At 70.9% G+C, this 25971-nt stretch carries 32 protein-coding genes and 1 tRNA gene; 3 read left to right on the top strand and 30 right to left on the bottom strand.

The annotated features are described in order from the left end of the window. The first annotated feature begins 8 nt into the window (after positions 1-8). Positions 9-2705 (top strand): phosphoribosyltransferase, encoded by a 2697-nt coding sequence (locus tag AC27LF_RS29090; RefSeq protein ID WP_479658311.1) that lies wholly within the window; start codon positions 9-11, stop codon positions 2703-2705. After that, a complete protein-coding gene (locus AC27LF_RS29085; RefSeq protein WP_479658310.1) occupies positions 2705-3517 on the top strand; it encodes an HAD family hydrolase in 813 nt (270 codons plus the stop codon). The genes AC27LF_RS29090 and AC27LF_RS29085 overlap by 1 nt, the downstream gene beginning before the upstream one ends. Positions 3518-3543: 26 nt before the next feature. Here the strand turns inward: AC27LF_RS29085 and AC27LF_RS29080 are convergent, their stop codons facing one another. From AC27LF_RS29080 to AC27LF_RS29065, 4 genes are all read right to left on the bottom strand, one after another. Then, complete coding sequence (locus tag AC27LF_RS29080; protein WP_479658309.1) at positions 3544-3771, bottom strand: FmdB family zinc ribbon protein; 228 nt, start codon at positions 3769-3771, stop codon at positions 3544-3546. A gap of 391 nt (positions 3772-4162) precedes the next feature. Then, positions 4163-4696, bottom strand: coding sequence for a DUF4383 domain-containing protein (locus AC27LF_RS29075; RefSeq protein ID WP_479658308.1), 534 nt, complete (start codon positions 4694-4696; stop codon positions 4163-4165). Between the two features lie 80 nt (positions 4697-4776). Beyond that, a complete protein-coding gene (locus AC27LF_RS29070) occupies positions 4777-6168 on the bottom strand; it encodes a hypothetical protein (protein ID WP_479658307.1) in 1392 nt (463 codons plus the stop codon). A 74-nt stretch (positions 6169-6242) separates the two neighbouring features. Further along, complete coding sequence (locus tag AC27LF_RS29065; protein WP_479658306.1) at positions 6243-7013, bottom strand: DUF4097 family beta strand repeat-containing protein; 771 nt, start codon at positions 7011-7013, stop codon at positions 6243-6245. 164 nt (positions 7014-7177) lie between these two features. Between AC27LF_RS29065 and AC27LF_RS29060 the strand changes: the two genes are divergently transcribed. Further along, positions 7178-7249, top strand: a tRNA-Val gene (locus AC27LF_RS29060). Between the two features lie 519 nt (positions 7250-7768). Here AC27LF_RS29060 and AC27LF_RS29055 read toward each other — a convergent pair. From AC27LF_RS29055 to AC27LF_RS28930, 26 genes are all read right to left on the bottom strand, one after another. Beyond that, positions 7769-7960, bottom strand: coding sequence for a hypothetical protein (locus AC27LF_RS29055; protein WP_479658305.1), 192 nt, complete (start codon positions 7958-7960; stop codon positions 7769-7771). After that, complete coding sequence (locus tag AC27LF_RS29050) at positions 7957-8190, bottom strand: hypothetical protein (RefSeq protein WP_479658304.1); 234 nt, start codon at positions 8188-8190, stop codon at positions 7957-7959. Before AC27LF_RS29050 ends, AC27LF_RS29055 begins: the two co-directional genes overlap by 4 nt. Beyond that, a complete protein-coding gene (locus tag AC27LF_RS29045) occupies positions 8187-8366 on the bottom strand; it encodes a hypothetical protein (protein WP_479658303.1) in 180 nt (59 codons plus the stop codon). The genes AC27LF_RS29050 and AC27LF_RS29045 overlap by 4 nt, the downstream gene beginning before the upstream one ends. Before the next feature lie 452 nt (positions 8367-8818). Beyond that, positions 8819-9667, bottom strand: coding sequence for a helix-turn-helix domain-containing protein (locus AC27LF_RS29040; protein ID WP_479658302.1), 849 nt, complete (start codon positions 9665-9667; stop codon positions 8819-8821). A 12-nt stretch (positions 9668-9679) separates the two neighbouring features. After that, entirely contained in the window at positions 9680-10198 is a 519-nt protein-coding gene (locus AC27LF_RS29035) for a DUF6879 family protein (protein ID WP_479658301.1), read from the bottom strand. Continuing rightward, entirely contained in the window at positions 10179-10451 is a 273-nt protein-coding gene (locus AC27LF_RS29030; protein WP_479658300.1) for a hypothetical protein, read from the bottom strand. The genes AC27LF_RS29035 and AC27LF_RS29030 overlap by 20 nt, the downstream gene beginning before the upstream one ends. 154 nt (positions 10452-10605) lie before the next feature. Further along, on the bottom strand, positions 10606-10860 hold the full coding sequence (locus tag AC27LF_RS29025; RefSeq protein WP_479658299.1) for a hypothetical protein: 255 nt from the start codon (positions 10858-10860) through the stop codon (positions 10606-10608). Next, positions 10857-11081: a hypothetical protein gene (locus AC27LF_RS29020; protein WP_479658298.1), complete on the bottom strand. Its 225-nt coding sequence runs from the start codon at positions 11079-11081 to the stop codon at positions 10857-10859. Before AC27LF_RS29020 ends, AC27LF_RS29025 begins: the two co-directional genes overlap by 4 nt. Before the next feature lie 3 nt (positions 11082-11084). Then, on the bottom strand, positions 11085-11825 hold the full coding sequence (locus AC27LF_RS29015) for an N-acetylmuramoyl-L-alanine amidase (protein WP_479658297.1): 741 nt from the start codon (positions 11823-11825) through the stop codon (positions 11085-11087). Positions 11826-11837: 12 nt separating this feature from the next. After that, positions 11838-12320: a hypothetical protein gene (locus tag AC27LF_RS29010; protein ID WP_479658296.1), complete on the bottom strand. Its 483-nt coding sequence runs from the start codon at positions 12318-12320 to the stop codon at positions 11838-11840. Between the two features lies 1 nt (position 12321). Continuing rightward, positions 12322-13554 (bottom strand): hypothetical protein, encoded by a 1233-nt coding sequence (locus AC27LF_RS29005; protein ID WP_479658295.1) that lies wholly within the window; start codon positions 13552-13554, stop codon positions 12322-12324. Then, on the bottom strand, positions 13551-14636 hold the full coding sequence (locus AC27LF_RS29000; RefSeq protein WP_479658294.1) for a hypothetical protein: 1086 nt from the start codon (positions 14634-14636) through the stop codon (positions 13551-13553). Before AC27LF_RS29000 ends, AC27LF_RS29005 begins: the two co-directional genes overlap by 4 nt. 15 nt (positions 14637-14651) lie before the next feature. Then, the gene (locus AC27LF_RS28995; protein WP_479658293.1) at positions 14652-15968 is read right to left on the bottom strand and encodes a carbohydrate binding domain-containing protein; all 1317 of its coding nucleotides are present in this window, start codon (positions 15966-15968) and stop codon (positions 14652-14654) included. Between the two features lie 3 nt (positions 15969-15971). Next, positions 15972-19511 carry a hypothetical protein gene (locus AC27LF_RS28990; RefSeq protein WP_479658292.1) on the bottom strand — a complete coding sequence of 1180 codons (3540 nt, stop codon included), beginning with the start codon at positions 19509-19511 and terminating at the stop codon, positions 15972-15974. Positions 19512-19525: 14 nt separating this feature from the next. After that, on the bottom strand, positions 19526-19678 hold the full coding sequence (locus AC27LF_RS28985) for a hypothetical protein (RefSeq protein ID WP_479658351.1): 153 nt from the start codon (positions 19676-19678) through the stop codon (positions 19526-19528). Then, positions 19651-20172, bottom strand: a complete 522-nt coding sequence (locus tag AC27LF_RS28980; RefSeq protein WP_479658291.1) for a hypothetical protein — start codon at positions 20170-20172, stop codon at positions 19651-19653. Before AC27LF_RS28980 ends, AC27LF_RS28985 begins: the two co-directional genes overlap by 28 nt. A gap of 91 nt (positions 20173-20263) precedes the next feature. Next, complete coding sequence (locus AC27LF_RS28975; RefSeq protein WP_479658290.1) at positions 20264-20842, bottom strand: phage tail protein; 579 nt, start codon at positions 20840-20842, stop codon at positions 20264-20266. Between the two features lie 32 nt (positions 20843-20874). Next, positions 20875-21156, bottom strand: coding sequence for a hypothetical protein (locus AC27LF_RS28970; protein WP_479658289.1), 282 nt, complete (start codon positions 21154-21156; stop codon positions 20875-20877). Next, complete coding sequence (locus tag AC27LF_RS28965) at positions 21153-21605, bottom strand: hypothetical protein (protein WP_479658288.1); 453 nt, start codon at positions 21603-21605, stop codon at positions 21153-21155. The genes AC27LF_RS28970 and AC27LF_RS28965 overlap by 4 nt, the downstream gene beginning before the upstream one ends. Next, positions 21605-22069 (bottom strand): HK97 gp10 family phage protein, encoded by a 465-nt coding sequence (locus AC27LF_RS28960; RefSeq protein ID WP_487231280.1) that lies wholly within the window; start codon positions 22067-22069, stop codon positions 21605-21607. Before AC27LF_RS28960 ends, AC27LF_RS28965 begins: the two co-directional genes overlap by 1 nt. Positions 22070-22074: 5 nt before the next feature. After that, a complete protein-coding gene (locus AC27LF_RS28955) occupies positions 22075-22761 on the bottom strand; it encodes a hypothetical protein (protein ID WP_479658286.1) in 687 nt (228 codons plus the stop codon). Between the two features lie 3 nt (positions 22762-22764). Then, a complete protein-coding gene (locus AC27LF_RS28950; protein ID WP_479658285.1) occupies positions 22765-23064 on the bottom strand; it encodes a hypothetical protein in 300 nt (99 codons plus the stop codon). Between the two features lie 76 nt (positions 23065-23140). Beyond that, the gene (locus AC27LF_RS28945) at positions 23141-24460 is read right to left on the bottom strand and encodes a phage major capsid protein (protein WP_479658284.1); all 1320 of its coding nucleotides are present in this window, start codon (positions 24458-24460) and stop codon (positions 23141-23143) included. A gap of 192 nt (positions 24461-24652) precedes the next feature. Next, positions 24653-25318 carry an HK97 family phage prohead protease gene (locus AC27LF_RS28940; protein WP_479658283.1) on the bottom strand — a complete coding sequence of 222 codons (666 nt, stop codon included), beginning with the start codon at positions 25316-25318 and terminating at the stop codon, positions 24653-24655. Further along, complete coding sequence (locus tag AC27LF_RS28935) at positions 25318-25665, bottom strand: hypothetical protein (RefSeq protein ID WP_479658282.1); 348 nt, start codon at positions 25663-25665, stop codon at positions 25318-25320. The genes AC27LF_RS28940 and AC27LF_RS28935 overlap by 1 nt, the downstream gene beginning before the upstream one ends. Before the next feature lie 2 nt (positions 25666-25667). Then, positions 25668-25970 (bottom strand): hypothetical protein, encoded by a 303-nt coding sequence (locus tag AC27LF_RS28930; protein ID WP_479658281.1) that lies wholly within the window; start codon positions 25968-25970, stop codon positions 25668-25670. Between the last annotated feature and the right edge of the window lies 1 nt (position 25971).

The following is a 25971-nucleotide window of genomic DNA, read 5'->3' as shown; positions in this document are numbered from 1 at the left end:
AGGAACCCATGAACCCCATGAATGACACCCCCACGGTCTGGTCCGGCAGCTGGGTCGCCGAACGGCTCGGCGTCCAGCTGACGGGCGACGACACCCTGACGGACCTGCTCGGGCTCGCGCTGCGCCGCAACCCCAAGCGGGCGCATCTGCTCGTCTCCCATGTGCTCGGCAAGCATGTGCCGCAGTCGCCGGCCGTGGTGTACGGCCACGGGGTCGCCCTCGGCCGGCGGGTGCGTGAGCTGCTGGGCGACGAGGAGGCCGCCACCGCGGTCGTCCTCGGTTACGCGGAGACCGCGACCGGGCTCGGCCACTCGGTCGCCGATGGCCTGCACCTGGCCCCGTACCTGCACTCCACGCGCCGGCCGGTACCCGGCGTGGCACCGGCCGGCGGCTTCGAGGAGGCCCACTCGCACGCCACCTCGCATCTGCTGCTGCCGGAGGACCCGGCGCTGCTGGTCGGCGACGGCCCGCTGGTCCTCGTCGACGACGAGTTCTCCACCGGGAACACGGTGCTGAACACCATTCGTGATCTGCACGAACGCTATCCGCGCTCGCGCTACGTGGTGGTCGCCCTGGTCGACATGCGCTCGCCGGCCGACGCCGCCCGGCTGGCCGACTTCGCCCGCGAGATCGGCGCCCGCGTGGACCTCGTCGCAGCGGCCTCGGGCACGGTGCGCCTCCCGGCGGACGTCCTGGAAAAGGGCCGGGCCCTGGTCGCCCACCACGAGCCCGTCGCACCCGCCGACACAGCCGCCGGCACCCCCGCCGCCCTCACGGAGACGCACGCCCTCACGGAGACGCACGCCCCCGCGGAGACGCACGCCGCGACGGGGCCGGACGGCGGCACCGCGGCGGAGGGCCCGACGGGGCCGGACGGCGTCACGGGGGCGGAGGGCCCCGCGGCGGACGACACCCCGGCGGATGGCGGCGCCCCGGCGGTGGACCGTGGTGCGGCCGGGGCCGCCGGCCCCGAACCGGTCGCTCCTGCGCGGGTGGCGGGCGGGCGGGTCGAGTTGCGGTGGCCGGGCGGGGTGCCCGACGGGGGGCGGCACGGCTTCACGCCCGCGCACCGGGCCCGCCTGGAGCGGGCCCTGCCGGCCATGGCCGCCCGCGTCGCCGAGGCCCTGCCCGCCGACGCCCGGCGCGTCCTGGTCCTCGGCTTCGAGGAACTGATGTACGCGCCCCTGCGCCTCGCCCGCGAACTGGAGCAGATCGTCACCGCCGAGGTCCGCTACTCCACCACCACCCGCTCACCCGTACTCGCCGTCGACGACCCCGGCTACGCCATACGCAGCCGCATCGTCTTCCCCGCCCACGACGACCCGGCCGACGGCCCCGGCGAGCGCTACGCCTACAACGTGGCGGGCGGCGGCTTCGACGCCGTCGTCGCGGTCGTCGACTCGGTCGGCGACACCCCCGAACTGCACGCCCCCGGCGGCCTGTTGGCCCGGCTCGGCGAGCACAGCCCGCATGTCCTGCTCGCCGTCGTACCGTCGTACGTCCCCGAGCCCCTGTACATCCCCGCTGCCTGCGAGGAGAGACCCGCCATGCTGCCCGAGCCCCTTCGCGGCCCCGCCTTCTCCTCGTACGCACCCGACGAGGTCGGCTGGCTGCTCCAGGACCTCTCGGACGTCACCCTGGAGGCGCCGACCGAGGAGCGCGAGGAGGCCATCCAGAACGGCGGGGCCCACTACGCCGAGTCGCTGCCGGTGGAGTACCAGCCGAGCGAGCAGTACCAGGAGCTGTTCCACCAGGCCCTCGACGCCTCCGCCGCACGGCTGGCGCGGGCGGTCGGCGTCGTCACCGAGACGGTGATCGCCGAGCGGTCCCCCCGCCCCGTCCTGGTCTCCCTGGCCCGCGCGGGCACCCCCGTCGGCGTGCTGATGCGCCGCTGGGCCCGGTTCCGGCACGGACTCGACCTGCCGCACTACGCCGTCTCCATCGTGCGCGGCCGGGGCATCGACACGAACGCGCTGCGCTGGCTGGCCGCCCACCACGAGCCGCAGGACGTCGTCTTCGTCGACGGCTGGACCGGCAAGGGCGCCATCACCCGCGAACTCGCCGCCGCGATCCGGGAGTTCGAGGAAGCCGAGGGCATCACCGGCTTCGACCCGGAGATCGCGGTGCTGGCCGACCCCGGCTCATGCGTACGGACCTACGGCACCCGCGAGGACTTCCTCATCCCGTCCGCCTGCCTCAACTCCACGGTCTCCGGCCTGATCTCGCGTACGGTCCTGCGCGCCGACCTCGTCGGACCGCACGACTACCACGGCGCCAAGTTCTACCGCGAACTCGCCGGCTCCGACCTGTCGACGGCCTTCCTGGACGCCGTCTCCGCACGCTTCGCCGAGGCCGCCGACCCGGTGGCCGCCGCCGTGAAGGAACTCGCCGCCGCCGACCGCACCCCGAGCTGGGCGGGCTGGGCGGCCGTCGAGCGCATCAGCGAGGAGTACGGCATCCACGACGTGAACCTGGTCAAGCCCGGGGTCGGCGAGACCACCCGGGTGCTGCTGCGCCGGGTGCCGTGGAAGATCCTCGCCCGGTCCGGCGCGGGCGCCGACCTGGACCATGTGCGGCTGCTGGCCGAACAGCGCGGCGTACCCGTCGAGGAGGTGGACGAACTCCCTTACACCTGCGTGGGTTTGATCCACCCCCAGTACACGCGGGGCGCCACCGGCGCCGACGGCAGGGCGGTGACGGTCTGATGCCGGTGCTCGTGGCGAGCGACCTCGACCGCACCCTGATCTACTCGGCGGCGGCCCTCGCGCTGACCATGCCGGACGCCCGGGCGCCGCGGCTGCTGTGCGTGGAGGTGCACGAGAGCAGACCGCTGTCCTACCTGACGGAGACCGCCGCCCACCTGCTCGCCGAGTTGGCTGACGCGGCCGTGTTCGTGCCGACCACCACCCGGACCCGCAGGCAGTACCAGCGGATCAACCTGCCCGGCCCGGCGCCCGCCTACGCGGTCTGCGCCAACGGCGGGCACCTGCTGGTGGACGGCGTGTCCGACCCCGAATGGCACGCGCGGGTACTGGCCCGGCTGGCGGCCGAGTGCGCCTCCCTGGACGAGGTCGTACAGCACCTCGCCGACACCGCCGACCCCGCGTGGGTACGCAAACACCGGGTCGCCGACGACCTGTTCGCCTATCTGGTCGTCGAGCGCGAGCTGCTGCCCGAGGACTGGGTGAAGGAACTCGCCGTGTGGGCCGAGAACCGGGGCTGGACGGTCTCCCTCCAGGGCCGCAAGATCTACGCCGTGCCCAAGCCGCTGACCAAGAGCGGGGCCGTACGCGAGATAGCCCGCCGCACCGGGGCGGAGCTGACGCTGGCCGCCGGGGACTCCCTGCTCGACGCCGACCTGCTCCTCGCGGCCGACCGCGGCTGGCGGCCCGGACACGGCGAACTGGCCGACTCCGGCTGGACGGCCCCCACGGTCAGCGCCCTCCCGGAGCGGGGGGTACTGGCCGGTGAGCGCATCCTCCACGAGTTCCTGCGGACGGCACGGCAGGGTACGTAGCGGCGCGGCTAGCCGCAGCGGCGCAGCTAGCCGCAGCAGCCGCCGCCGCAGCAGCCGCCGCCTCCGGCGTTCGGGCGGGGTGCGGACGTCGGTGCGGACGCGGTTGCCGAGCCGCCGACGGCCACGGTCGACAGGAGCTTCACCGTGTCGTCGTGGCCCGCGGGGCAGACGGCGGGCGCGGCGGACTCCGCCATGGGGCGGCTCAGTTCGAAGGTGTCGCCGCAGCTCCGGCAGCGGTACTCGTAGCGAGGCATGCGGACAGGTTATCTGCCGGGGTCGCCTGTTGCAGTTACCGTTCGATTCCCAGCGCGGCCCTGCGGTGTGGCTGGACCGGGGGGTCGTCGTCCGTGACCGGCGGTTTCCCGGCTGCGGCTGCGTTGTGGCTGGTCGCGCTCGCGCGGCGGAGCCGCATATCGATACAGCCCCGCGCCCCTGCGGGGCGCGTTCTGTCGTCGGTCGTCTGCGGCTGCGTCCGGTCTCGCCGTTCGTGGCCGGTCGTTTCCCGGCTGCGGCTGCGTCGTGGCTGGTCGCGCAGTTCCCCGCGCCCCTGCGGGGCGCGGCCCGCTATGTCGATACAGCCCCGCGGCCCTGCGGGGCGCGGCCCGGCTGTGTCGGTACAGCCCCGCGGTCCTTTGGGGCGCTGTCCTACTGGGGTTCTTGGCGTTGGTCTAGTTGTTGGGGGGTGGGGTGGCGGGCTCGCCAGTAGGGGTTGTCGTGGGGGAGGGTTGAGCTGACTCGGCCGTACATGCCGAAGACCATCAGCAGCAGGCCGACCACGAAGCTGAACAAGACGTTCTGGATGCGGAACGCGAGGAAATTGTAGGGACTGTCCAGCAGGGCGAGGTTCAAGAAGCCGCTGAGCAGGAACAGGATGCCGAGGGTCATGTTCAGCGTGGACGCGAAGTTCCCGCCGATCACCATGCCGACACACAGCAGCACCCCGACGCAGATCGACAGGACACTGAGCGCACCGTTGGTGTTCAGGCCCAGCGCCGTGTTCCCGCCGGTGTTGAAGAAGCCGATGTTGTCGGTCAGGCCGAGGACGCCGAAGGCCAGCAGGAACAGGCCCATCAGGCCCGCGCCGATCCGGTAGACCAGATTCAGCCGGTGATCGACGGGCAGGTGCTCGTCGAACCGGATCCGGCGCCGCGTCTCCGGCCGCATCGTATGTGAGGCCATCTCCGCCTCCCTGGGGCGTGTGCGGAGGCCATGCGTACCACCCCAATATCCGCCCACCCCGCCCCCCGGGCAAATGTCGGTCAGTGACCGGGGGCGCCCCGCTCCTCACGGATGCGGGAGACCACGCGGGCCACCGTCTGCCGCACCGCCTCCGTCTCGGTCAGGAAGTGCCAGTAGTCGGGGTGGCGCCCCTCCAGCGTGCCGATCGCCCGCTCCAGGCGGGCCACCGCGTCGTCCAGCGGCCGGGCGTCCCGCGGGTCCGGCGTGGCCCGGCCCGCCATGGCCAGCCGCTGCGCGTCCCGGATCGCGAACCGGGTCCGCTCGATCTCCTGCTGCGGATCCTTCTGTACGGCGTTCAGCCGGGTCAGCCGGTCACCGGCCGCCGACACCGCCTCGTCCGTGGTGTTCAGCAGCGCCCGCACGGTCGACAGCAGCGACGTGGCGTCCGCCCAGCGCTGCGCGTCCCGGGCCGTCTGCGCTTCGCGCAGCTTCAGCTCGGCCTGCCGTACGTTCTCGGCGGCCTGCGCCGGCACCTGCTGGAGGTCCTGCCAGCAGGCCGCCGCGAACCGGCGGCGCAACTCGCTCAGCACCGGATCGACCTGCCCGGCCCGGGTGGTCAGGGCCTGCGCCCGGGTCCGCAGGCTCACCAGGCGGTGATCGATCTCGGCGGCCTGCTCCGGCCGCCGCTCCGCCTCGACCCGGATCGCCTCCGCCTCCCGCGCCACCCGCTCGGCCCGCTCCAGCGTCGGCTGCACCCCGTGCTGTCCCGCGCCCTGGTTCAGCCGGGTCAGCTCGGGGGAGAGCGCCGCGAGCCGGGCGGCGAGGTCGTCCGCCTTCAGTCCCGTACCACGGACGGCGTCCAGCGCGTTCGAGGCGGCGAGCAGCGCCTGCCGGGCCCGTTCCACGGCGGGCGCGAGCCGGGCCAGCTGGGTCTCGGCCTTGCCGAGCAGCGGTCCGAGCCCGTCGCCGAACCGGTCCAGCTCCTGCTTGACCCGGACCAGTTCCTCCTTGGCCGCGGTCAGCTCGCCGCGCGCCCGGGAGGCGACGGATGCCTCCAGGTCGTCCCGGTCCAGGTCATGCGCGTCGACGGCCTCGATATAGCGGTGGCTGGCCTCGTCGATGCGCCGGCCGAGCGCGTCGAAGTCGGAGACGGCACGCCGGGCCGCGGGGGAGTCGTCGACGGCCGTGATCGTCTCGATGGAGATCCTGAGGTCCCGCTGGGCCGTGTCCAGCTCGTAGAACGCGGCCGCCGCGGCGTCCTTCGCGGCCTGCGCCTGCGCCCGCTGGCTCTCCGCCCGTCCGCCGAACCAGCGCCGGGTGCCACCGCCGGCGAACGCGCCGGGCACCGCGAGGGCGACGAGCACGGGCAGGCCCATCAGGGTGAGGGCGTCCCGGAGGGCCGAGGGGCCGCGCCTTGGCCGTGCGAACGGCGGGTACGGCTGCGATGGTGTCGTCGCCGGTGTCGCCGTCACATCCCTCTCCCGTGCTGTGCTGCGTCCTCGGTGGTGTCATTCTCCCACCCGCAGAGGACGAACACACGGGCCGGTCACTTCGCGGTCCGTACCGCGATGTCTCCGTCCCGGGCGTGCGCGGTGACCGCGTGGGCGCTGGCGTCGTCGCGCGGCACGGACACGTCCACCGAGCCGTCGACCGCGCCGGTCGTCACCCGGTACGTGGCGCGGGGCAGGTCGATGGTGACGGAGCCGTCCTCGGTGCGGGCGTCCACCAGGTCGGGTACGGCGCGCAGTTGGAGGCGGACCGCGCCGTCGTGGGAACGGGCCCGGACCGTCGGCGAGGACACCTCGGCGCGCACGAAGCCGTCGTCGGTGCGCAGGTCGAGCGGGCCGCTGGAGTCGGTGACGCGCACGGAGCCGTCGTGCGTACGGATGTCGAGGGCGTCCTTGAACCCACGCGCCTGTACGCTGCCGTCGTCGTCCTGCACCTTGACGGCGATCCCGCGCGGCACCTCGATGCGGTGCCGGGCCGAGCAGTCGGCGACCAGGCCGGAGCACTTCACCCGCAGCTCCAGCCGGTCGTCCTTCATCGACCAGGTCACCCGGGGGTTGCCGCCGACGACGACGGACCCATGGAACCACCGGGTGACCTTGACCGTGTCCGCCTTGGCCGAGTCCACGGCGACGATCTCCAGCGCCGAGCCGTGGGAGTCGACGGTGAGCGTACGGCCGTGCAGCGTGAAGTCCCGGTGGTCGGGATGCTTGTCGTCCCCGGCGGAGCCACCGCAGCCGGCGGCCCCGGCGACCACCACCACGACAGCACCGACGGCGACGCCCGTACGGGCACGAACTGAACGAACCATGAGACGAAACTCCCCCTGAACCGGACGACGCGGACCTGCCCCGACGCTAGGCCCCCCACCCCCCACCCGCCGATCCGGCCCACTACCGCATCCACGGTGGGGATAACCCCCGATACGGGTTTGCGGCGCACCGCCGTCGGCAAGGTAGGCTGTCGACTCATTCGGGGTGCGTAGCTCAGTGGTAGAGCGCCTGCCTTACAAGCAGGATGTCGGCGGTTCGAAACCGTCCGCGCCCACCGGTAGATAAGGCCCTGGTCAGCTAGGGTTTTGCGGCCCCTCGGAGTGATCTTCGAGGGGCCATTTCCATGATCGGAATCCGCATGGAGTCCACATCCCCAGACGATCATGGTTTCACCGTCCCCCATCCGGGGGACTTGATCAATGCGCTCAGCGACCTAGGGTGCGAAGAAGACGAGGACTGCGACTCCCCTCGTACGCCAGACACAGGCTCGTCGTTACCTGCGGCCCCCGGGTGGGGAGACCCGGCCCGCAGGCGGCGACCCCCGCCGCATCCGCCGACGGGGGTCGTCCGACAAACGTAGACCGCCCCACCCCGGCCAGGGGGTGAGGCGGCTCGCTCTGACCGAGTCAGAGCAGAGGATGACCGCCGACGGACACAGGTACGCCGGCCGTCATCCGCACACGGGCCGAGCACAGCTCACGGCGCTCAGCACAGCGGAGCCGCCCCCGCGGGGGACGGAGGCGGCCCGCTCATCTCCAGCGCCGGCGGTTCGCCCTCGCCGACGCTGGAGGCTCTACTCCACCCACGCAGTGCCCTGGGTGTCGGTCACGGATTTCCGGCCGCGGTAGTAGTCCACGTGGGTCCGGTCCTCGTGTGGGGGTCTGGTGCAGCGCGCGCGGCCGTTCGGATGCTCCAGCCAGCAGTAGCCCGCGGCCCGGCCGCCCGACTGCTGCGCTTCGGCCATCCGCTCGGCCGTGGTCTTCACGGGGTTCCTCCTCGGCGGTTCGTGGGACGGCTGGAGCTGCGGCCGGCGCAGTCGGGGCAGGCGTAGACCTCGATGTCGAGGACGTGCACGCCTTCCCGGCCGCGGGCGATGCCGGCGGACACGGCGCCGATGACGTTCAGCAGGCTCTTGGCGCACCAGCAGCAGGCCCAGCCCGAGTACTGGGCGTAGGTCAGCGACGCGACGGGCGGCGGCCCAGGCTGCGGGGTCATGGCCGGTCGGCGAGCGGGACCAGGCGGTGGACTTCACGGCACGGACCGCAGGCATACAGGCCACGCGTGGCCGAGCCCGAGCCCGCATCATCGATCTGGATCAGTCGGATGCCGTCGGTGAACCGCTTGCACCACGAGCACAGGCCCCGCCTGCTGGTGGTCGCCTGCGCGGTCATCGCTGGTCCCCGTCGGCGAGATCGAGCAGTTCCCTGCGGGTCGAGCAGGCACGGGGGCCGCGGCAGGTGGAACAGGTCCGGGAGTGAAGGGCAGCGACCCGGCGGGCCTCGGCGCGCACGCACGGCATGCAGCCCCGCGGATACCAGCTGGCGCCGCTGTCAGTGCCGGGCCGTCTCCGGGGGCCGAGGCTCATGACGGCGCCCGCGGTCAGGGCGTCGGCGCACCAGACGCAGGCGCGACCGCAGACCTGATCCTCGGTCAGGTTCCGGATCGTTGGGAGCGGTAGCAGCTGGACTGCCCCCACGGGCGTCAAAGTTGTAGCGTGCGGCATGTCGACTCCATCCAGTCGGCCACGCCCCGGGAGGTGACCGCCTCGCCGGGGTCCTGCTTACGGACCGTACGGACAGGGCTCGATCGACAGCCAGAAGGTTCTACGAGATTGCACGCGGATTCACTCCAGGGCAGCGAGCGCCTGTGCAATGACCGCCCTCGCGCCAGCCCCGAACACCGCCTGCTCGGACAGCTCAGCGAACGTCCCTGCGTACGCATCGACCTCATGCTGCTGCGTGATCGTCAGGTAACCGGAGACCAACTCCACATTCACCTGTTCCGAGTCGTAGATCCAGAAGCCCTCAACTGGCGTCCGCGTACGATCTGCGCCCATCGGCACAATGCCCAAGCTGACGTTCGGCAACGAGCCCACCGTGATCAGCTGCCCGAGCTGGCCGGCCAATACGTCTCGCCCGCCGATCCCGGACCGCAACACGGACTCCTCGATGAGGAAGGCGAACGTACGGCTGCCGTCATTGAGGATCTTCTGCCGCTCCATGCGGGCATCCACGGCCGCGTCCACGTCATCGACCAGTACACGGCGGCGCTGCACTGCCCGGAGCACGGCGTCGGTGTACGCGCGGCTCTGGATGAGGCCCGGCACGAGCCACGAGGAGTAGGCGCGGAACCGTGTCGTGCGCTCGAAGAGGGGCCGTACGGCCTCCTGCGCGTGGCGCAGGCCGGTGCGCTCCATGCGCCGCCACTCCACGAACATCCCCTGGACAGCGCGGAGTTTCTGGACCAGGTCCGCCGCCTGGTCATCTGCATCGCACGCGGCGCACCAGGCCCGGATGTCGTCCGCAGACGGCGACGTGCGGGCGTTCTGGATCCGGGACACTTTGGAGGGGATCCAACCGAGCCGAGCGGCGAGGTCGCGGCCGTTTAGCCCCGCGTCCAGGCGGATCTCGCCGAGACGGTCGGCGAGATCCTTCCGGGCCTGCTGTGCACTGGACGATGCCGAGACGGCCATAAGCGTTCGTGGTCAGGCGATCTGGTACTGGTCGTGCGGGACGGCACGTTGCCAGACGGCCTCGAAGGCTTCGGCGTGCTGCTTTGCGAGCGCCGGATCCCGGATGTACTCGCGGCCGTCCTCGGCGAGCTGGCCATCGCCGGTGAAGTGGTGGACCAGGAGCAGTTCGTCGTCGAACACCCAGAAGTCGTTTGCCGGCAGCAGCAGGCCGGTCGCCTGCCTCCGCGGTAGCCAGCGCACCTGCTCGCCGGCTGCCAGGTTGGCGTACGTCAGGTCGTGCTCGTAGCGGGCGTAGTCATGGAGCGGCTCGGAGACGATCCGGGCCCGGCGGACGACGACGCCCCGGGCGGTCGCGTCGTGGACGGCGTCGTGCCAGCCTCCCCACCATGACGCGCGATCGTCCGGGGTCAGGCGCTTGCCCTGCTGCCAGGCGATGAACCCAGGGTCATCGAGCATGTAGCTGTCGCGCAACTCCAGGTGCACCGCAGCTCGCTGAGCCTTCGCCAGGGCGCTACGCGCTGGTGGTTGCACTTGCTGCCTCGCCGTCCGTATCGGGGTGGGGGATGTATTTCCGCATGACCGCAGGAAGCCTGATGATCGTCTCATGGTCGGGGACGTTGGTGGAGTGCCCCGGGATCGAGCCGATCTCCTGGCACGCCTTCACCTCCTCATCCGTCGCCCGGTAGGACTGGATGAGGAGATCACCCGTGTCCTCGTCGAGCCAGATCGTCGGTGACTCGTCGTTCGGAGTATTCGGGATGATGCCAAGGAACCTTAGACGCACTGCGTTCTCCTCTGTCGAGTGGATTGCATGCCGTTGCACGCACCGTCAGCCAAGTGGGCCACCTGCGTCAAGACCACGTCACGGTGAGTGACGGGTTTCGGGCATGACGAAAGGGCCCCCACTGCCCGAAGGCAGCAGGGGCCCGACTGATTCGTTACCGGCCGATGGCCTGCCACACCGTCACCGCGAGTGCGCCCACGCTCGTCACCGTGGCGACGGCCGGCAGCGGCCACCGGCCTCGTTCCAGCGTGTCCAGCCGTTTCTCATGGTCGTCCAGCGTCTTGTCCGTCTGGTCTCCCCGCTGCACCAGGAGCGCCAGCTGGCCGCGCTGCTCGGTGAATCCCACTTCCATTGTGCGCCGCAGTTCGGCCAGTTCCAGCGCGACCGTAGTGGACTCCGGCGGGGTCACTCGCGTCCCCCGTCGTCGGTGCGCAGCCACGACGGCAGCAGCTGCTGCACGCCCGACAGGGCCATCACACGGGCGAAACCGCCGGCGACCGCGAGCGATCCCGCCACCCACGGCAGGGACTGCGGGATCCCCGAGGCGTCGACTATGAGCGGCAGCATCACCGCGATACCGACGGCGGTCTGGAGAACGGTGCGCGCGGTGCGCTTGGCTGCCTCGGTCATGAGTCAGGCTCCCTTCTTGATGGCGGCGGCAATCTCGGCCGTCCGCTTGTCGATGGTGCGGACCCGGGTCACCAGGTCCCGGAACACGGTCCGGCCCGTCCAGAAGTGCCGCGGGTTCTTCTCGTCGGGGCTGTAGTCCGCGGCGTCCTTCGGTGCGTCGAACTTGTCGGCGGACAGCAGCCGCTCGACAACCTTGTTCGCGATCCGGTCCATCTGCTCTTCGGTCACTTCGTCCTCCGATGTGCTCGACACGAGTCGCTTCGCGCGCTCGATGATCTGGGGAAGCTGGGCGACGATCCGCGTGCCGGGGCACGAGGTGTGCCCGCCCCACGCGCTACCGCCCATCGCGTGGTAGCCCAGCCCGTAGCCGGACGGGCCCGACGCCAGTTGCAGCGGGACGCCGTACTTGCGGTGCGCCCACGCCAGTACCTCGGCGTTGCGGTTCAGTTGCTCGTCGGTGAGGGTGTCGCCGCCCTGTCCCTCGTTCTCGACGGACAGCCACGCCGAGTTGCCCGCGGCCTGCGCCCACGCACGGTCGGCGGTGTCCACCCACTGGTACAGCGCACCGCTCTTGCCGGTGCCGAAGTGGCTGGACGCCTTGGCCTTCGTGTTGCGGAACCAGCTGTCCGTGCCGGCGAGGGTGCCGGCCATGATGTGCACGACGACTCCGCGCACCTCGGCCTGGCCGCCCTTGGTGTAGTTGACGGGGATCGGGCGCTGTGTGGCGCCGGGCATTTGGGCCATGGGCCGTTCCTTTCAGAGGAGTCGGGCGTAGCGGGGAGAACCGCCGATGCAGCCGCCACCGCCGTACTTGCCACCGGTCGTCGCCCCCGACGTACGGCGGACCTGGAACAGGACCTTGAGCTGGGTGGCGGCGCGGTACGGGGTGAGGTCGAGGGTCAGCGCGGGGAAGACGTACGAGTACGTCGCGGGCACGGTGCCGGCGGCGACCACCGTCGCGTCGAAGAGGACTTGCCATTCCCCGCCCGTGTTCGTGGTGCCGTCCACCTGGTCCCCCAGGAGCACCAGCCCGAGTGCGAGGGACGCCGAGCGGGGGGTGAGGATCGTCTCCCACAGCGTGATGAAAGTGGTCTGGTCCTCGAAGACCATCCCGTTCAGGGACGTCGGGTAGAAGGGCAGTTCGTCCCGCTCCCACCCGGACCGCTGCAGCGCCGCCAGCTGCTCCTCGATGGTGGCGAGCCGCTGAAGGAAGTCCGGGGTCTTCTGCACCTTGGGCACGTCAGACCTCCGCGCAGGTGAGGCGAACTCGTTCCGGGCCGTTCACCGCGGTGTTCTCGATGGACACGATGCGGAGTACGCCTTCGCGGCCGTTCGGTGACTGCGGCTCGGGGTCGATGACGAACAGCGCCTCGTCGCCCACGTTGTAGCTTCCGAACTGTGGGTCGGTGTCTGCGCTGACCTCGAACGTGGGCTGCACCGTCGACTGGCTCAGCGTCGCAAGGTCCGCGTTCGTCAGGCCCTGCACCTGCGCCTCGTCGACCACCCCGTCATAGGTCGCCACACCCTCCAGCAGCGGCCAGCCCGAGTTGATCAGATCCTGAGCCCTGGCGGTCTTCACGATCTTCGCTTCGCCCGTGCCAGCGCCGAGGCCGGACATCTCGGTGACCAGCGATGTGCCGTCCTCAGGCCACTCGTACGACAGGATCGACCCGTACCCGCCGCCCTTGGAGAACACCAGCCCGGAGTCAGCCGCTGCACGGCCGCGCCGCGGGTACCAGGTCCGGGCGCGGCGGACACGCTGCGGCGGCTGGTTGTTTGCCGACGACGTCCACGCGACCTCGATCGTGAAGTCGAACCCATCGTCCGCGTTCGCCAGCTCGGCGATGCTCCTGTAGATCTCGGGCCGCTCGTACCCGTAGTACGTCGCCACGCGGGTGATGCCGTGCGGGGGTGCGGTCAGCGGGTTGATGTCGACGTGGATGTCTCCGCCGGGCTGATCAGCGCAGTACCGCAGCAGCGACCACACGATGTACTTCTGGTCGGAGTACAGCCGCTGCCCGCCGGCATCCACGTAGGCCGGGTTGAGCAGCAAGGACGTGTCCGTGGACAGGGTCTTTTTGACGTAGCGGTGCTGGTAGTAGCTGAGGAATTCGGCCGCCTGGATGGTCTTCCCGCCCTTGACGTTCTGTCGGGTCCAGATGATGCCGCCCCACACGAGTACGCCGTCACGGTCCACGTAGACCGCGGTCCGGCCGGGCTCGCTCGCCGTCTCCGGGTCGAGGGGCAGCGTCTCGTCGTTGTACGGGATCGTCCCGGACAGGCGGCCGATTCCGTTCAGCTCGAACGAGTACGAGACCGAGGAGAGCGGCAGTTCGGCGAGGAGCGTGTCTGTGCGCAGGTCGCAGAACAGGTACGTGTACGTGTGCTCTGCCTGCGCGGACAGGTCCGCCGCGTACAGGTCCGCGGACAGCGCGGACAGGTCGGCGGACAGCGCGGACAGGTCGGCGGTCATGCGATCGGCTCGACAATCAGCTGTCCGTCGCTGACGGACGTGACTCCAGCGCCGTACGAGCTGATGTTGTACTGCGGGGTGAACGTCACGGACGCGCCGGGAGTGAGATCCCTGCGGAGCACGGTGCGGCTGGCGTAGACGCGGCTGCCGATCGTGGAGACGGAGTTCGCGGCCGTGGAGGTCTCCGTCAGGGCGCCCGTGGAACGCCACCGGCACCACGCCGTGGACGTGGACGTGTTCGTATTCAGGCACGCGGCACCGATCGTGATCTTCAGCATGCCTGACGGGGGCACGGTGACCGTGATCGGCGGCCATTGCGCGGCTGTGAAATCCGTGAACGAGCCCGTCTGCGGCGAGGACGGGAACGACGCCTGGTCGGACGACGACGGCCGGATCTGCTCCCGGACCTGCCGCTTGGTACCCGCCTGCTGTCCTACCTCGAACACGTCTGTGTCCATCAGGTACAGCAGCTGGCCCGGGTGCAGCCGTGGCGGTGCCACGTTCGAGAACACCGGCATCGTGCCGCCCAGGGCCACGGAGAACTGACGGATGTCGCTGATGTTGGCCGCCGCCACGCTGGTCTGCGACGGGCCCACGCTGATGTCCGCGAGGATCTGCGCGTTCGACGGCAGGGTGCCCCGGGTCGTGGCGCCCGCCGACGTCGCGTACGGACCCTGGATGATCTCCAGCCGCCATTCCGATGCACCGCCCGCGTACTCGGCGTCGTACACGGAGGCGACCACCGTGTCCCGGCGGTACTGGCCCACGCCGCCCGCGGGCTGCACCGTCAGCGTCACATCGGCGTCGTTGACGCAGACGTACGTTCCGACCCCGCCGGCGTCGTGCTGGTCGATGAACGCGAACCCCGCGCTGACGATCACGGTCATGTTCGGGGTCGGGGCCGCTCGCACCTTCAGCTGCTGGTTGGTGTACGACGGCTTGACGCCCTGCCGGATCCGCATCGGCGTGGACTCGTCGACCAGGAAGCCGGGGTAGGCGAGCAGCGCAGTGAGCGCGAGCCGGTCGTTCCTGGCCGGGTAGCTGCCTGCCTGCATCCAGGTGGGCGGGTTGATGACGGCCATCGCTGGCCTCCTCTCTCACAGGCTGGTGTCGCGCCAGGTGACGGTCAGCAGGGACTGTTGGCCGGCCGCGCCGGGCAGGGCGCTGCCGCGGTAGGCGAGTTCGGTGGAGCCGGGCTGGAGCAGTGGCCACGCCGAGCCGCCGCGGACCCAGGAGCGGCGCGGGCTGGAGCCCATGAGGAGCACGGCCCGCGACCGGGTGTCGATGATCAGGTACTCGCCTGCCTGCACGGTGGCGTCGAGGGCGAGGATCCCGCCGCCGATCTGCTCGATGGCCGGGTTCGCCACGGGCCCGTCGAGACGCAGCACCGGGTAGGCGGGCGACGCACCGTCATTCACCGCCGTGAGGCGGCCCGACGTGCCTGCGCTGCCGTACGATCGTGTGCCGTTCGGGAAGTCCTGCTGGAACGCCACGTCGTCCACGAACAGCACGTCCGTGGACGGAGGGGTGTTGGGCAGCGTCGCGGCGAGTTGCGCGAACCCCGCGCCCGCAGGGGCGGTGAACGTGGCGCTCAGGAACGTCCACGTGTTCGCCGGTACCGGCTGCGTGTTGAACGTCGTCGTCATGTAGACGCTGCTGGTGTCGTACCAGTTGACGTTCAGGGCAACGTTCCGGGACGCCGAGCACCGCATCCACCCCTGCGCCCGGTAGGCGGCCCCGGCCGTCACCGCGAACTTCTCCGACTCGCCACGCGGGTTCGGGCTCGTGCCGTTCGGGGTGACCTGCATCGACCACGCCCCGGAGTGCGCCTGCGTGTTGACGCGGGCCACGGTCGCCGTGTTCCCCGTCCACGGGGCCAGGGTCGACTCGAAGTCGGTGTTCGAGTTGAGCGTGACCGTTGAGAACCCGTAGACGAGCGGGTACGTACGTCCGGCCGAGGGGCTGTAGGCGGTCGTCGAAGCGGACTTCTCGGCGAGGCCGTACAGGTACGGGTCGGCGCAGTAGAACTCCAGCGCGGCATCCCCGATCCGCCACAGGTACTCGGCGTCGTACGGGATGCTCCTCTTGCGGACCTTGGCCCACACGAGGATGCCCTGATCGAGGAACTGAAGGGGTTCCGGCCGCTGCTGCGGCTGGGTCGCGTTGCGCAGAGCGATGCTGAGGTCGCGCAGTCCGTCCGGGGTGTCCGCCCGCAGCCCCAGCTTGACCGGGATCACGCGGGGGCCGGTGAAGTCCGGGCCGGTGTAGTCCCCATGCTGGCCTGGACGGTCGACATCCTGGGCGCGCACCTCGGGCATGTCGTCCAGGCCCTCGATGGCGGTCACGCTGTACGGGCTGCCCGGCCCGAACGTCAGGGCCCCCCACTGGACGCGGCCGAGTCGCTGCTGTGCCACGGCTCATCCCCTCCCCACCAGGCCACGCCACGACAGGGCGCGCAGGATGCCGTCAGGGCTCGCCTCGGAGCCGTACAGGTTGAAGGTGTTGTGCTGGTCCCCGCCGCCTGTGCCCCCGTACACGGCGGCCAGCTGCGCCGCGGACGGCGTGCCGACCAGCACCTGACCCACGCCGGACGCGACGTCGAGCGCGGCACCGGCCATGGACCGGGCCGCGTCCCGCACGCGCCGTGTTGAGGCAAGCAGTCCCTCGCGCAGGCCCTCGCCGTCCATCTCGCCGAGCCACCGGAACTCCCGGCTCGGGCTGTGGGTCTTGTGGGTCTTCTTGACCGTGGACAGCATGCCCTCGGCGATCTTCTGCATCTGCTTCTCGATCGCCTTTTCCTGCGACTTCAGCCCGTCCACCAGGCCCTGAGCCGCGCGGATGCCCGCCCCGTACAGGGCGTCGCCCACGGTGTTCCCGGTCGCTGTCGCGGACTTGGCGAGCTGGGCCTGAAGGCCGTTGATCTTCTTCAGCTCTTCCGGGGTCGCCTTGGCCAGCGCGGCAGCCGTCGCCCCGCCCGCCTCCACGCCGGCGTCGGCGATCTCCTGGAGCAAGTCCGAGCGGAGCCCGGCTTTCTCCAACTTGGCGATGTTGGCCTCGAACTCCTTCGTGGCCTTGACGGACTGCTGGAGCCCGACCGTGATCGCGGCCACGCTGTTGACGTCGGCGTGCCCGGTCGTGATGTTGGCCTCGCCGAGGATCCCCGCCTTGATGTCCGAGGCGGCCTTGTTCCGGGCCTTCACCAGGTCATCGAGCTTCTTCTGTGCCGCGGTGAGCTTCTTCAGCACCGCGTCCCGCTTCGCGACCTGCTTTTCCAGTTCGGCCGTCGCCTTCGCGAGGGTCTTCCCGTAGCCGCTCTTCACGTTGTCGGGCAGCGCCTTCGTGATGGACGCCAGCGTAGAGCGCAGCTTGGCCGTGGTGCCGGTGATGCCCTTGATGAACCCCTCGATCAGCGCCCGGCCGGCCGGGGTGAGGATCTTCGCGTCCTTGGCCTTGGGGCCCTTCCAGTCCGGCAGCCTCGACGTGATCCCGTTCAACACGGACTGGACCGACGGAATCCTGCTGGTGATGCCCGCAACGAAACCACTGATCAGCGACGCACCCGCGCTGAACAAGACTCCCCCGAGCCCGCCGAGAGCAGACGCGGCACGGCCGGGCAGCCCCCGTATCCAACCCACCGCCTCGTCGAGCTTGCCGCGGACCGCGGCGACCAGCTGCGTGCCCGCCCTGCTGGCCTGACTGCTCAGGCTCCCAGCGAGCCCACCAAGCGCCGCGCCCGCGCGCCCGGGAAGGCCGGCGATCCACGAGACGACCTCGGCAACCTTCTGCTGTACGTAGCTGACGATCCCGGCCCACACCGTGGCGATGACCTGGTGAAGGCTGTTCATCGCGGCCCCGGCCGCCGCGGTGGCCTTCGGGGTGTCGCCGGTCAGCAGGCTGTTGACGAGCCTGAGCGCGGGCACCACGAGGTGTTCGAGGACCCACACGAGTTGTTCGGTGAAGACGGCCGCGAGCTGGGCAAATGCGGCAATCAGCGGCGGCAGGTACGGGGCGATCTGCTGGAAGAGCGTGGCGCCGAGCATGACCAGCTGCGGCAGCAGCGGCCCGACCTGCTCCAGGACCTGCCCGAAGGCCACGCCGAGCTGCACGAGGCTGGGCTGAAGCTGTGCGAGGAGCTGTGCGAGCAGAGGCCCTTGCTGCTCGGCCATCTCGGCGAACGCGTCGAGGAGCGGCGTGATCAGTGCTGGTAGGGCGCTGAAGATGGGCGCGAGGGTCTGGCTCAGGATGTCCGCGAGGATCCGCACGGAGGGCGCCGCCGCGGCGAAGATCCGCTGTAGGGCATCGAACAGCGGTATGAGGACCGGGAGCAGAGCAGCAACCAGCGTTCCCAGTGCAGGCAGGAGCGGGGCGAGAGCATCGAGCAGAGCGCCGAACGCGCGGGCAACGGCCTCCAGCACGGGCCCGAGCGCGGTGATCACGGGCCGAAGCGCGTCCCCGAGCGCGCCCACGAGCCGCTGCACGGGCGGCCCCAGCACCGTGATCGCGGGGGCGAGGGCCTGCAAGGCGAGCCCGAGCAGGGGCGCGGCCACCCGGCCGATGGCCGCCATCGTCTCGAACAGGGCCCGTAGCGCCGCCTGTACGTCGTCGCCTGCCGTGATCTTCGCAAGCTCGGCTGTGACGCTCTGGAGAACGCTGAGCATCCCGCCGCCGCCCGCGGGCACAGCACCGAAGATGTTCCCGATGACCTCAACGACGTTGCCGCCCACGTCGAACAGGTCGCCGAGCAGACCGATCGCGCGCTCGATGGCGGCCTGCATCCTGCCCGACTCGAACGCGCCAGCCAGCCGCTCGCCGATCCGGTCCGCGCTGCGCCCGGCCGCGGCCGTCAGCCGCTCGAACGACGGGCCGGCCGCCGCGCCGATCTGCCCCAGCGCCGTGACCACCACGCCCGGGACCCCGGACAGGTTCCGCAGCCCCTTGCTCGCCGACCCGAGCGCCGTCCCCAACGTGCCCGAGTCCGCCAGTTCCCGCGCCGCGCCGAGCACGCCGGCCGTCATGTCGTGCAGCGCGGTCGCCGTGCTGAGCAGGTTCGTCCGCAGCACCGGGAGCACGCTGCGGCCGGTGCGCTCCAGCTCGTTGGCGAGCCCCCGGAAGAACTCGTTCTGGACGCCCTGCTGTAGCTCCCGCAGCGCGGGCGCGGCATCGTGCAGGGCGACGGCGAACGCCCTCGCCTCGGGAGACAGCTTCTCCAGCGCCTTCGCGAAGTCGTCGGCCTTCTCCGGGTCCAGGGCCGCGCCGATCGCGTCTCCCACCCCGGCCATGGCCAGCTTCACCGTGCCGCCGGCCAGCGCGACGGACAGCAGCCCCGTGACCGCCACGCCGGACGCCGGCAGGATGTTCGCGATCGTCGCCGTCGCCCCGGCCGCCACCGGGATGACGGCCCCGATGGCGGCGGCCACCTTGCCGAACTGGGCGGCCATACCGCCTATCGACCCCGCCGTGGCGGCGAGGTGGCCGAGTATCCCCCGCAGCCGGTTCACGTGGTCCTCGTCCACGTGCACGTCGATATCGACGTCGGTGTCGTCCACGTGCCGGGCCGCGGCGAGGATCGCGTTCAGCTGCGCCGCGGCCTGCCTCGTGGTCGCGCGCACGTTGACGTTCGGGTGCTCGTCCCCGATCCGCTGAAGGTGCGTCTCCAGCCGGTCCAGCTCGCGCAGGGCGTCCGGGACGGAGATGTCCACGCCGATGCGCTGCGCGTCGAGCTGCGCCAGCTCACGGTGGATCCGGGCAAGGTCGCGGTCCAGCGGGTCCGAGTCGCCGTCGATCACCACCTGAGGCAGGTGGGACAACAGGCTGTCCAGCTCGCGGTGGATGCCGTGGCCGAGCGCGGACCCCATCGCCGAGCCCTGCCGCGAGGCGTCGGCGATGGCCCCGGACACCCCGTCGAGGTTGACCGCGAGGTGCGACACCAGGTTCGGCAGGTTGATGTCGTCGGCCACAGGTCACCTCCTCGTCAGCTACGGCGCATCGCGGCGAGGCCCAGAAGGCTCGTGCCGTCCGCGGGTTCGGGTTCTCGTCGGCCGCCGGTCTGGTGGGCGGCCTGGTGCTGCTCGGCGAGTGCGAGCAGCAGGTGCGGGGTCAGGCCCCAGAACTCGCCGGGAGAAATGTGGAGGGCACCGACGGCGAGGTAGAGGTATTCGCCCCAGGGGAAGGCGTCGTCTCCAGCTCCGGAGCGACGGTCACCGGGGCGCCGGCGTTTCCCTGGCTCCGGCTCTCCAGCGCGCGGCCGAGTGCGGCCGTGAACGCGCGCGTGTACTGGTCGAGGCGGCCCGGGTCGAGCAGGTCATCGAGCATCGCGCCATCCGTGCGGCGCCGGTACACGATGTCCTGGATGTGGCGGTCGCCCTTGGCGTCCTGGTACTCGCGGATGTGCGGCTCGAACCCGCCGGGCCCGACGGTCCCCGCGCCGATGATCTGCGCGAGCGGCCCGAACGCGGCGCCCTCGCCCGTCGAGTCGATCGCCTTCTGTACGGCCCCCACGGAGCCGAAGCGGGCCTCCAGCAGCGCAAGCGCGCGGAAGCTGTAGCGGAGCGGCACTTCGGTGCCGTCGGTGAGGGTGACGGCGCCGCCCTCGGCGAGCAGGTCAAGTCCTGTGGTCATGGTGGGTCCCTGGGTGAGTGCCGGGTTTCGGCCTGCGGACTGGGAAGGGGGCCGGCCGGGCGCGCTGAGCGAGGACGCGCCCGGCCGGGGATCACGAGGTGGCGGCGGTCGGGATCGCTACAGCGGTCTCGTTGATCTCGATGTCGATCCACTCGCCGGTCGAGATCAGCGGCACACAGCGCGCCTGGTTGTCGATGGTGCGGTAGTCCTCTTCGGCCAGACCGAGGCCGGGGAAGGACGACATCACGCACTTCATCAGGGAGAAGTGGACGTCACCGCCGACGACGTCGCCGCCGGACGTCGGGGTCTTCCCGACCAGCTTGTACGGCAGCGGCTTCGCGCCCTGCTTCATGGCCCACTTGGTCTTCTGCGACGGCGTGGTGCCCGAGTCAGTGATGGTGGAAGTGAGCAGCGCCACGAGCACGTCAAGGGAGAGCTTCGCGTGCGGGTAGGACACGGTGACGTTCGAGATCGATGCGTCCGAGTCGAGCAGACCGTTGTCGCCCCGCAGCTCCTTCACCTCGACGTCCCCGGAGATCTCCATGGACTTGATGCCGGGTACGTCGATGCCGGCCCCGTAGGACGGCGTGCCGCCTTCCGGGTCGGAGAGCAGGGGGAAGATCTTCGCGTCCTCGACTGCGTACAGCTTGGTCACTCGGGAGATGGGCATCTCGGTTCCTTCCTGGTGCCGGGGTCCGGCCCTTACGTGAGGGGTGGTGCAGCGGGCTCGGGGACGGGGATGGTCTCCGGGGCGACACCGGGAAGCTGCGGGGGCGGGCCGGCGTCCTGCGGGACGATCAGCCCGTCGATGACCCACCAAGTGGTGCCGGGCCGGCCGTCGGTGTCGTGGACGGCGACCGCCCCGTGGTCGACGGCGACGAGCGCGCCGATCCGCGCCACGGTGGCGCCGGGCAGTGGGGGCCAGTGCGGGCCGAGGACGGCGATCACCTCGTCACGGGCCATGGGCGTGTGCGTGATCTTCACTGTGGCGTCACCTCTTCGCGCAGCAGCTCCCGGTAGACCTGCACGGTGATCGAGTGCCGGACCCGGTTGTCGGCGATCGGAATGCGGTCGATGTCCTGCACGCGGACCGCGGTGACCTTCGCCGGGTGCGCCGGCAGTTGGCAGCCGTGCAGGGCGTGCGCGATGGCCTCGGCCAGCCCGTACCGCTCGGTGACCTTCGTGGTGCGCGCGCCGGTCTTCACGCGGGCCCGCTGCACGAGATCCACGATGACGGTGTCGATGATGTTGATCTCGGCCGCCGGGTCACCAAAGTCCCCGTTCGCCGTGGCGTCGAGCCCAGCCGGCATGCCCTCCTGCACGACGATGAACGGCTCGACCTGCCCCTCGCGGGGCCCGTCGCGGAAGACGGGCACGCCGAACTGGAGGGTTTCCAGGCGGGCCTTGATGGCGCCCGCGGTGCTCGCGGCCATCACCGGCCTCCCCGGATCTGCGAGAGGTTCGCCCGGAAGAAGATCTCCGTCAGCTCGATCGCGGGCCGCATGAACGGGTGCGCCCGGGTGCCAGGGTGGTTGACCTGCGCGACCGGATGAGCGGCGCCCGGCCAGTACAGCGCCTTCTTGTACCTGGGCTTGATGACGTGCGGGCTCGTGCCGTACTCCACATCTGCGGCGTACGAGACGTTGGTGCCCACCACGTAGCCGACCGCACGCCCCGAGCCCTCGGCGCGGGAGACGATCGACGACCGCAGGCGGCCCGTGTCGACTGGCGCCCGGCGGCGTGCCTCGTTCTGCACGTCCACCCGGGTCCGGTCGACGGCGCGCTTCACGTCGTCCGACATGCGACCGAAGGCGCGGCGCAGACCGCGCTCGTACTGGCGGGTGTTGATCCGCACGGACTCGGACGCACCGAGCCGCAACCGCGACGAACTACGCACGCGCATCACACACCCCCGATCAGGCTGTGACCGCGGTTCAGGTAGCCCGCCAACAGGGCGTCGACCTGCGTCGATCCGGTCGATGCCGATGCCGAGACGACGCCCGACGACGGCTCGTCGTCGCTGTCCTCGATGGCCACGTTGTTGCCCTCGTCGTCCACCTGAAGCGATGGGTCCTGCTCGGCGTCTGCATCGGACGGGGCGGCCTCGGCCTGGAGGTGCGCGGCGAGCAAGGCGGACGCCTGCTCCACGAGCAGCGGCGGCTCGTCGTAGCCGAACGAGCCGACCACCTTGACCTGCTCGGCCCCCCACCGCTCCCACAGACCGAGCCAGCCCCCGTTGTACGACTCGGCCCCCACCACGAGATCGTCGTAGCCACCCCACGCGAGGCGTACGGCGTCGACCTGCCCGAGCACGTCAGACGAGGTGACCCGGTAGGCAGACGACGGGATCGACGGGCCGTCGTCGGCGGCCAGCACGGGCATGACGCTGGTGACGGTCCGAACGCGGCGCGGGAGGATGACCAGTCCCCCCGCGCCGACATCCGATACCACCACCAGGTCAGTTGGTTCGAAACACTGCTGTGTGTAGGCGTCGATCCGCTCCTGGGCAGCAGCGACCCACGCGGCGACCTCGGCATCCGAGCCGGTGCACCCCGCGTCACGTGCGGCCTCTTCGGAGCAGTACGCCATCGGTCAGCCCTGCTCGCCCTCGACGGCCGGCTCCTCGGCCTCGGCGGCGTCCAACTCGCGGCGCACGCCCGCGGTGACGACCTGCCCCTTCACGGCGATCTGCCGGGCGTATCCGCCCGGGTGGTGGTCCAGGACCGGGCCGGTGGGCTGGCCATCGCCCTGTGCGGAGAGCGCACGGAACGCGTCGGCCGGCGCGGTCTGCCCGACCTGCCAGCCCTCCCCGGCGGCGTACTCGCGGGTGGAGACGACGGCGGCGTTCGGCTGCTCGGGGGTCTCGGTGGTGCTCTTGCGTGTGGTGGCCATGAGGTGGCTCCTCAGACGATGTGGAAGAAGCAGGGCGGGCGCGGCCCGTACGGGGTGGGCAGCGCCCGCGGAAGGGTCAGGTCGTGGCCGGCGAGAACGTGATCTTCACGAAGGCGGCCGGGGTGTGGACGGCGACGTTCGCGCGCATCTCGGCGAGGATCACGAGGGTGTTCGCGACGAACAGTTCGGCGTGCGAATCGCTCATCAGGATCGTCACGCCCTGCCTGGTCCACAGGGTGGCGCCCGCGCGGAACCCGCCGAGCAGCGCAGTACCGGCGGCCATCGCCACGGTGGTGACGACGCGCAGGCCCCACAGGCGCATCGCCGCGCCCGAGTCCTGGACGCTGGTGATGACGCGGAACTGGCCGTTCGCGTCGGTGTCCAGCTCGATGTCCTGCCAGTCGAGCGGGTTGAGGATCACCGCGTCCGGCGGGTACAGGGCGAGTTCGGCCTGCGTGCGCGCCTTCCTGACGGTGATCAGCTTGGCGTCCGTGCTGCCCGCCTCGGGCTGGTAGGTGCCGATGCCGGGCGTGGTGAGGATGCCCTGCATCTCCGTGGTGCCGTTGCCGGTGAGCACTTCACGGTCGCGCTTGTACAGCAGGCCGTACGTCAGCCGCCCGTTGATGTAGCCCATCAGCTGACCGTTGTCGTCTGCGGCCTGCCTCGTGATAGGCGTCCAATGGGCGACGGTCTTCAGCGTCGTGGTGATCGTCTCGAACTCGAACGGACCGGACATCGGCTTCGTCTTGCCCTCGGCCACGACCGCGGCCTTGTTCCACGTGCCCGTGCCAGCCACGGGCCCGGAGATGTCCCGCAGGTACTCCAGCGTGGTGCCATCGGACGTCTGCTGGTCCAGCAGATCGGCCACCAGCAGCGGGTAGTCCGGGTGCTCCGGGATGACGCCGGGCACCCGCGTGTTCTGGAGCGGGTACGTCTGCGTCGTGGTGGTGCCGGTTGGGGCGTCGCGGGTCTCGTCCGCGGCGAAGTTGACCGCGAACTTCCCCGTGTAGCCCTGGCTACGGAAGGTCTCCAGCGCCTTGGAGCGGACGAACGACTCGGCGACCGTGAGGGGGTGCGGGTTGCCGTTCGCATCGGGCTGCATGCCGGGCTGCTCACGGCGCTGACCGGGCTGCGGCTGCGGGTCCCCGGCGGGGAGCTGCGCGGCCTGGAGCGCCCGCAGGCGGGCATCCCGCTGGTTCGCCTGCTCGATCTGCGCGGCGATCTCGTCGGCGCGCTGAAGCAGGTCGTCCATGTCCCCGTCGAAGCTGGGGTCCTGGAGCTGCGCCACGATCGCGTCGCGCTGCTCGGCCAGCGTGGGGGCGCCGCCCTTGATGGGGTAGATCGGTCGACCGTCGCGGCGGCGACCGATGGGGCGGATCTTCGCGAAGTTGCTCACCGCGAGTCCTCTCGGTCCGTGGACGGCGCACAGCCGCCCATGCGTCATGGGTTGCTGCGGTCCGTCTGTCACGGCCGGTGGATCGCGCCCGGCATGCTCGCGGCTTTCACGTCCGGTGCGAGCGGCCCGGATGAGGGGAGGGTAGATCGACTACAGGGACGCGTGCGGGTGGGGGCTGCAATTCGCCCCAGCTCACCTCACAGACGCGAGCCGCAGCAGGGCGGCCCGGCGCTGCCGCTGCTGCATCTGGCGCCGCTGCTCCTCCTCGTACGCCACTGCCGAGTCGCGGCCGTGCTCGCGGTCGTACGCGGCCAGCCGCTCGGCCAGCGTCGGCTCACCCACGGTCTCGGTGTACAGGGCGCCGAGCGCGCTGCGGACGGTCTTCAGCTTGGAGCCGGGGACGGCCGCCATGCGCGCGGTGATCTGCGAGACCTCCACCAGGCGGGCTGAGCGGATGTTCTCCAGCACGTCGGCGCGGTCCTCGTCGCCCATCTCGGCGAGCTTCTTCCACTCGGGCAGATCCGTGCGCACGAACCCCACGGACAGCTCGCGCGCGCTGCCGGACCGGGCCATGGCCCGCTTGTCCCGGCCCGCCTGCGTGTCGTCGTACGCGCCCGCGATGTGCAGGTGGGTGGGCTGCTCGTCAGCACGGAACGTCCCGATCGGGTCGTACGGGCTGTGCATGAACAGGTAAGCGTACGAACCCTTGTCGATGCCCTTCCGGAACACCCCGGGGTGGAACGTCGTCCCGTACGAGTCCTTCTTCCCGTACTGGCAGGCGATGCCGTCGAAGGTGCCGTCCTGGTCCTCGCCTACACGGAACTCGTGCTGCTCGAAGACGCGGAACTCGATCTCCATTACTGGCCTCCCTTGGCCTGCTTGAGTGCGTGCTCGGCGTAGACCTCGGCCACGCCGTCCATGACGCTGCGGTGTGCCGGGGACAGGTTCGGCGCGTACCGGTACACCGCCCGGTTCTTCTTGTCGCGGCCGTCGTACTCGTAGACGACTCGGCCGCCGCCGAATGTCATGTGCCGCGGCAACTCGCCGTCGGCGTCCGGCCGTACGGCGATGTCCTGCTTGCCGTCGAACGGGCCCCGACGGACCTCGGCGAACGGCACACCGGGCGGGCAGTAGGCGCCCTGGTACTGCGCCGTTCCCGCGGGCTGGAGGATGGCGCGGACCTCACCGCGCAGCACGGTCACCACGGTCAGACCCCCTCGGCCTCGTCGTCCCACACGATGCGGGTGTGGCCGCCATGTCCGTGGACGTGCTCCGCGTCCGCCAACGAGTCCCAGAAGACCGTGGACGGACGGGGGCCCACCCACCGAACCGACACCGTCCCGTCCGGCCACAAGACGCCGTCGGCAACGGAGCCCGTACCCGAGACGCCCGTGACGTCGTGGTCACGGACCAGGGAGAAGACGCGGGGTCGTAGTGACCGCGCCTCGGAGAGATCCGGCATCGGGTACCGGTGGGCAACGGACGGGTCGTACTGCTCGGGCTCCGACATG

The sequence above is a fragment of the Streptomyces diversicolor genome, assembly GCF_057537855.1.
This window is presented reverse-complemented; position numbering and strand designations above follow the sequence as displayed.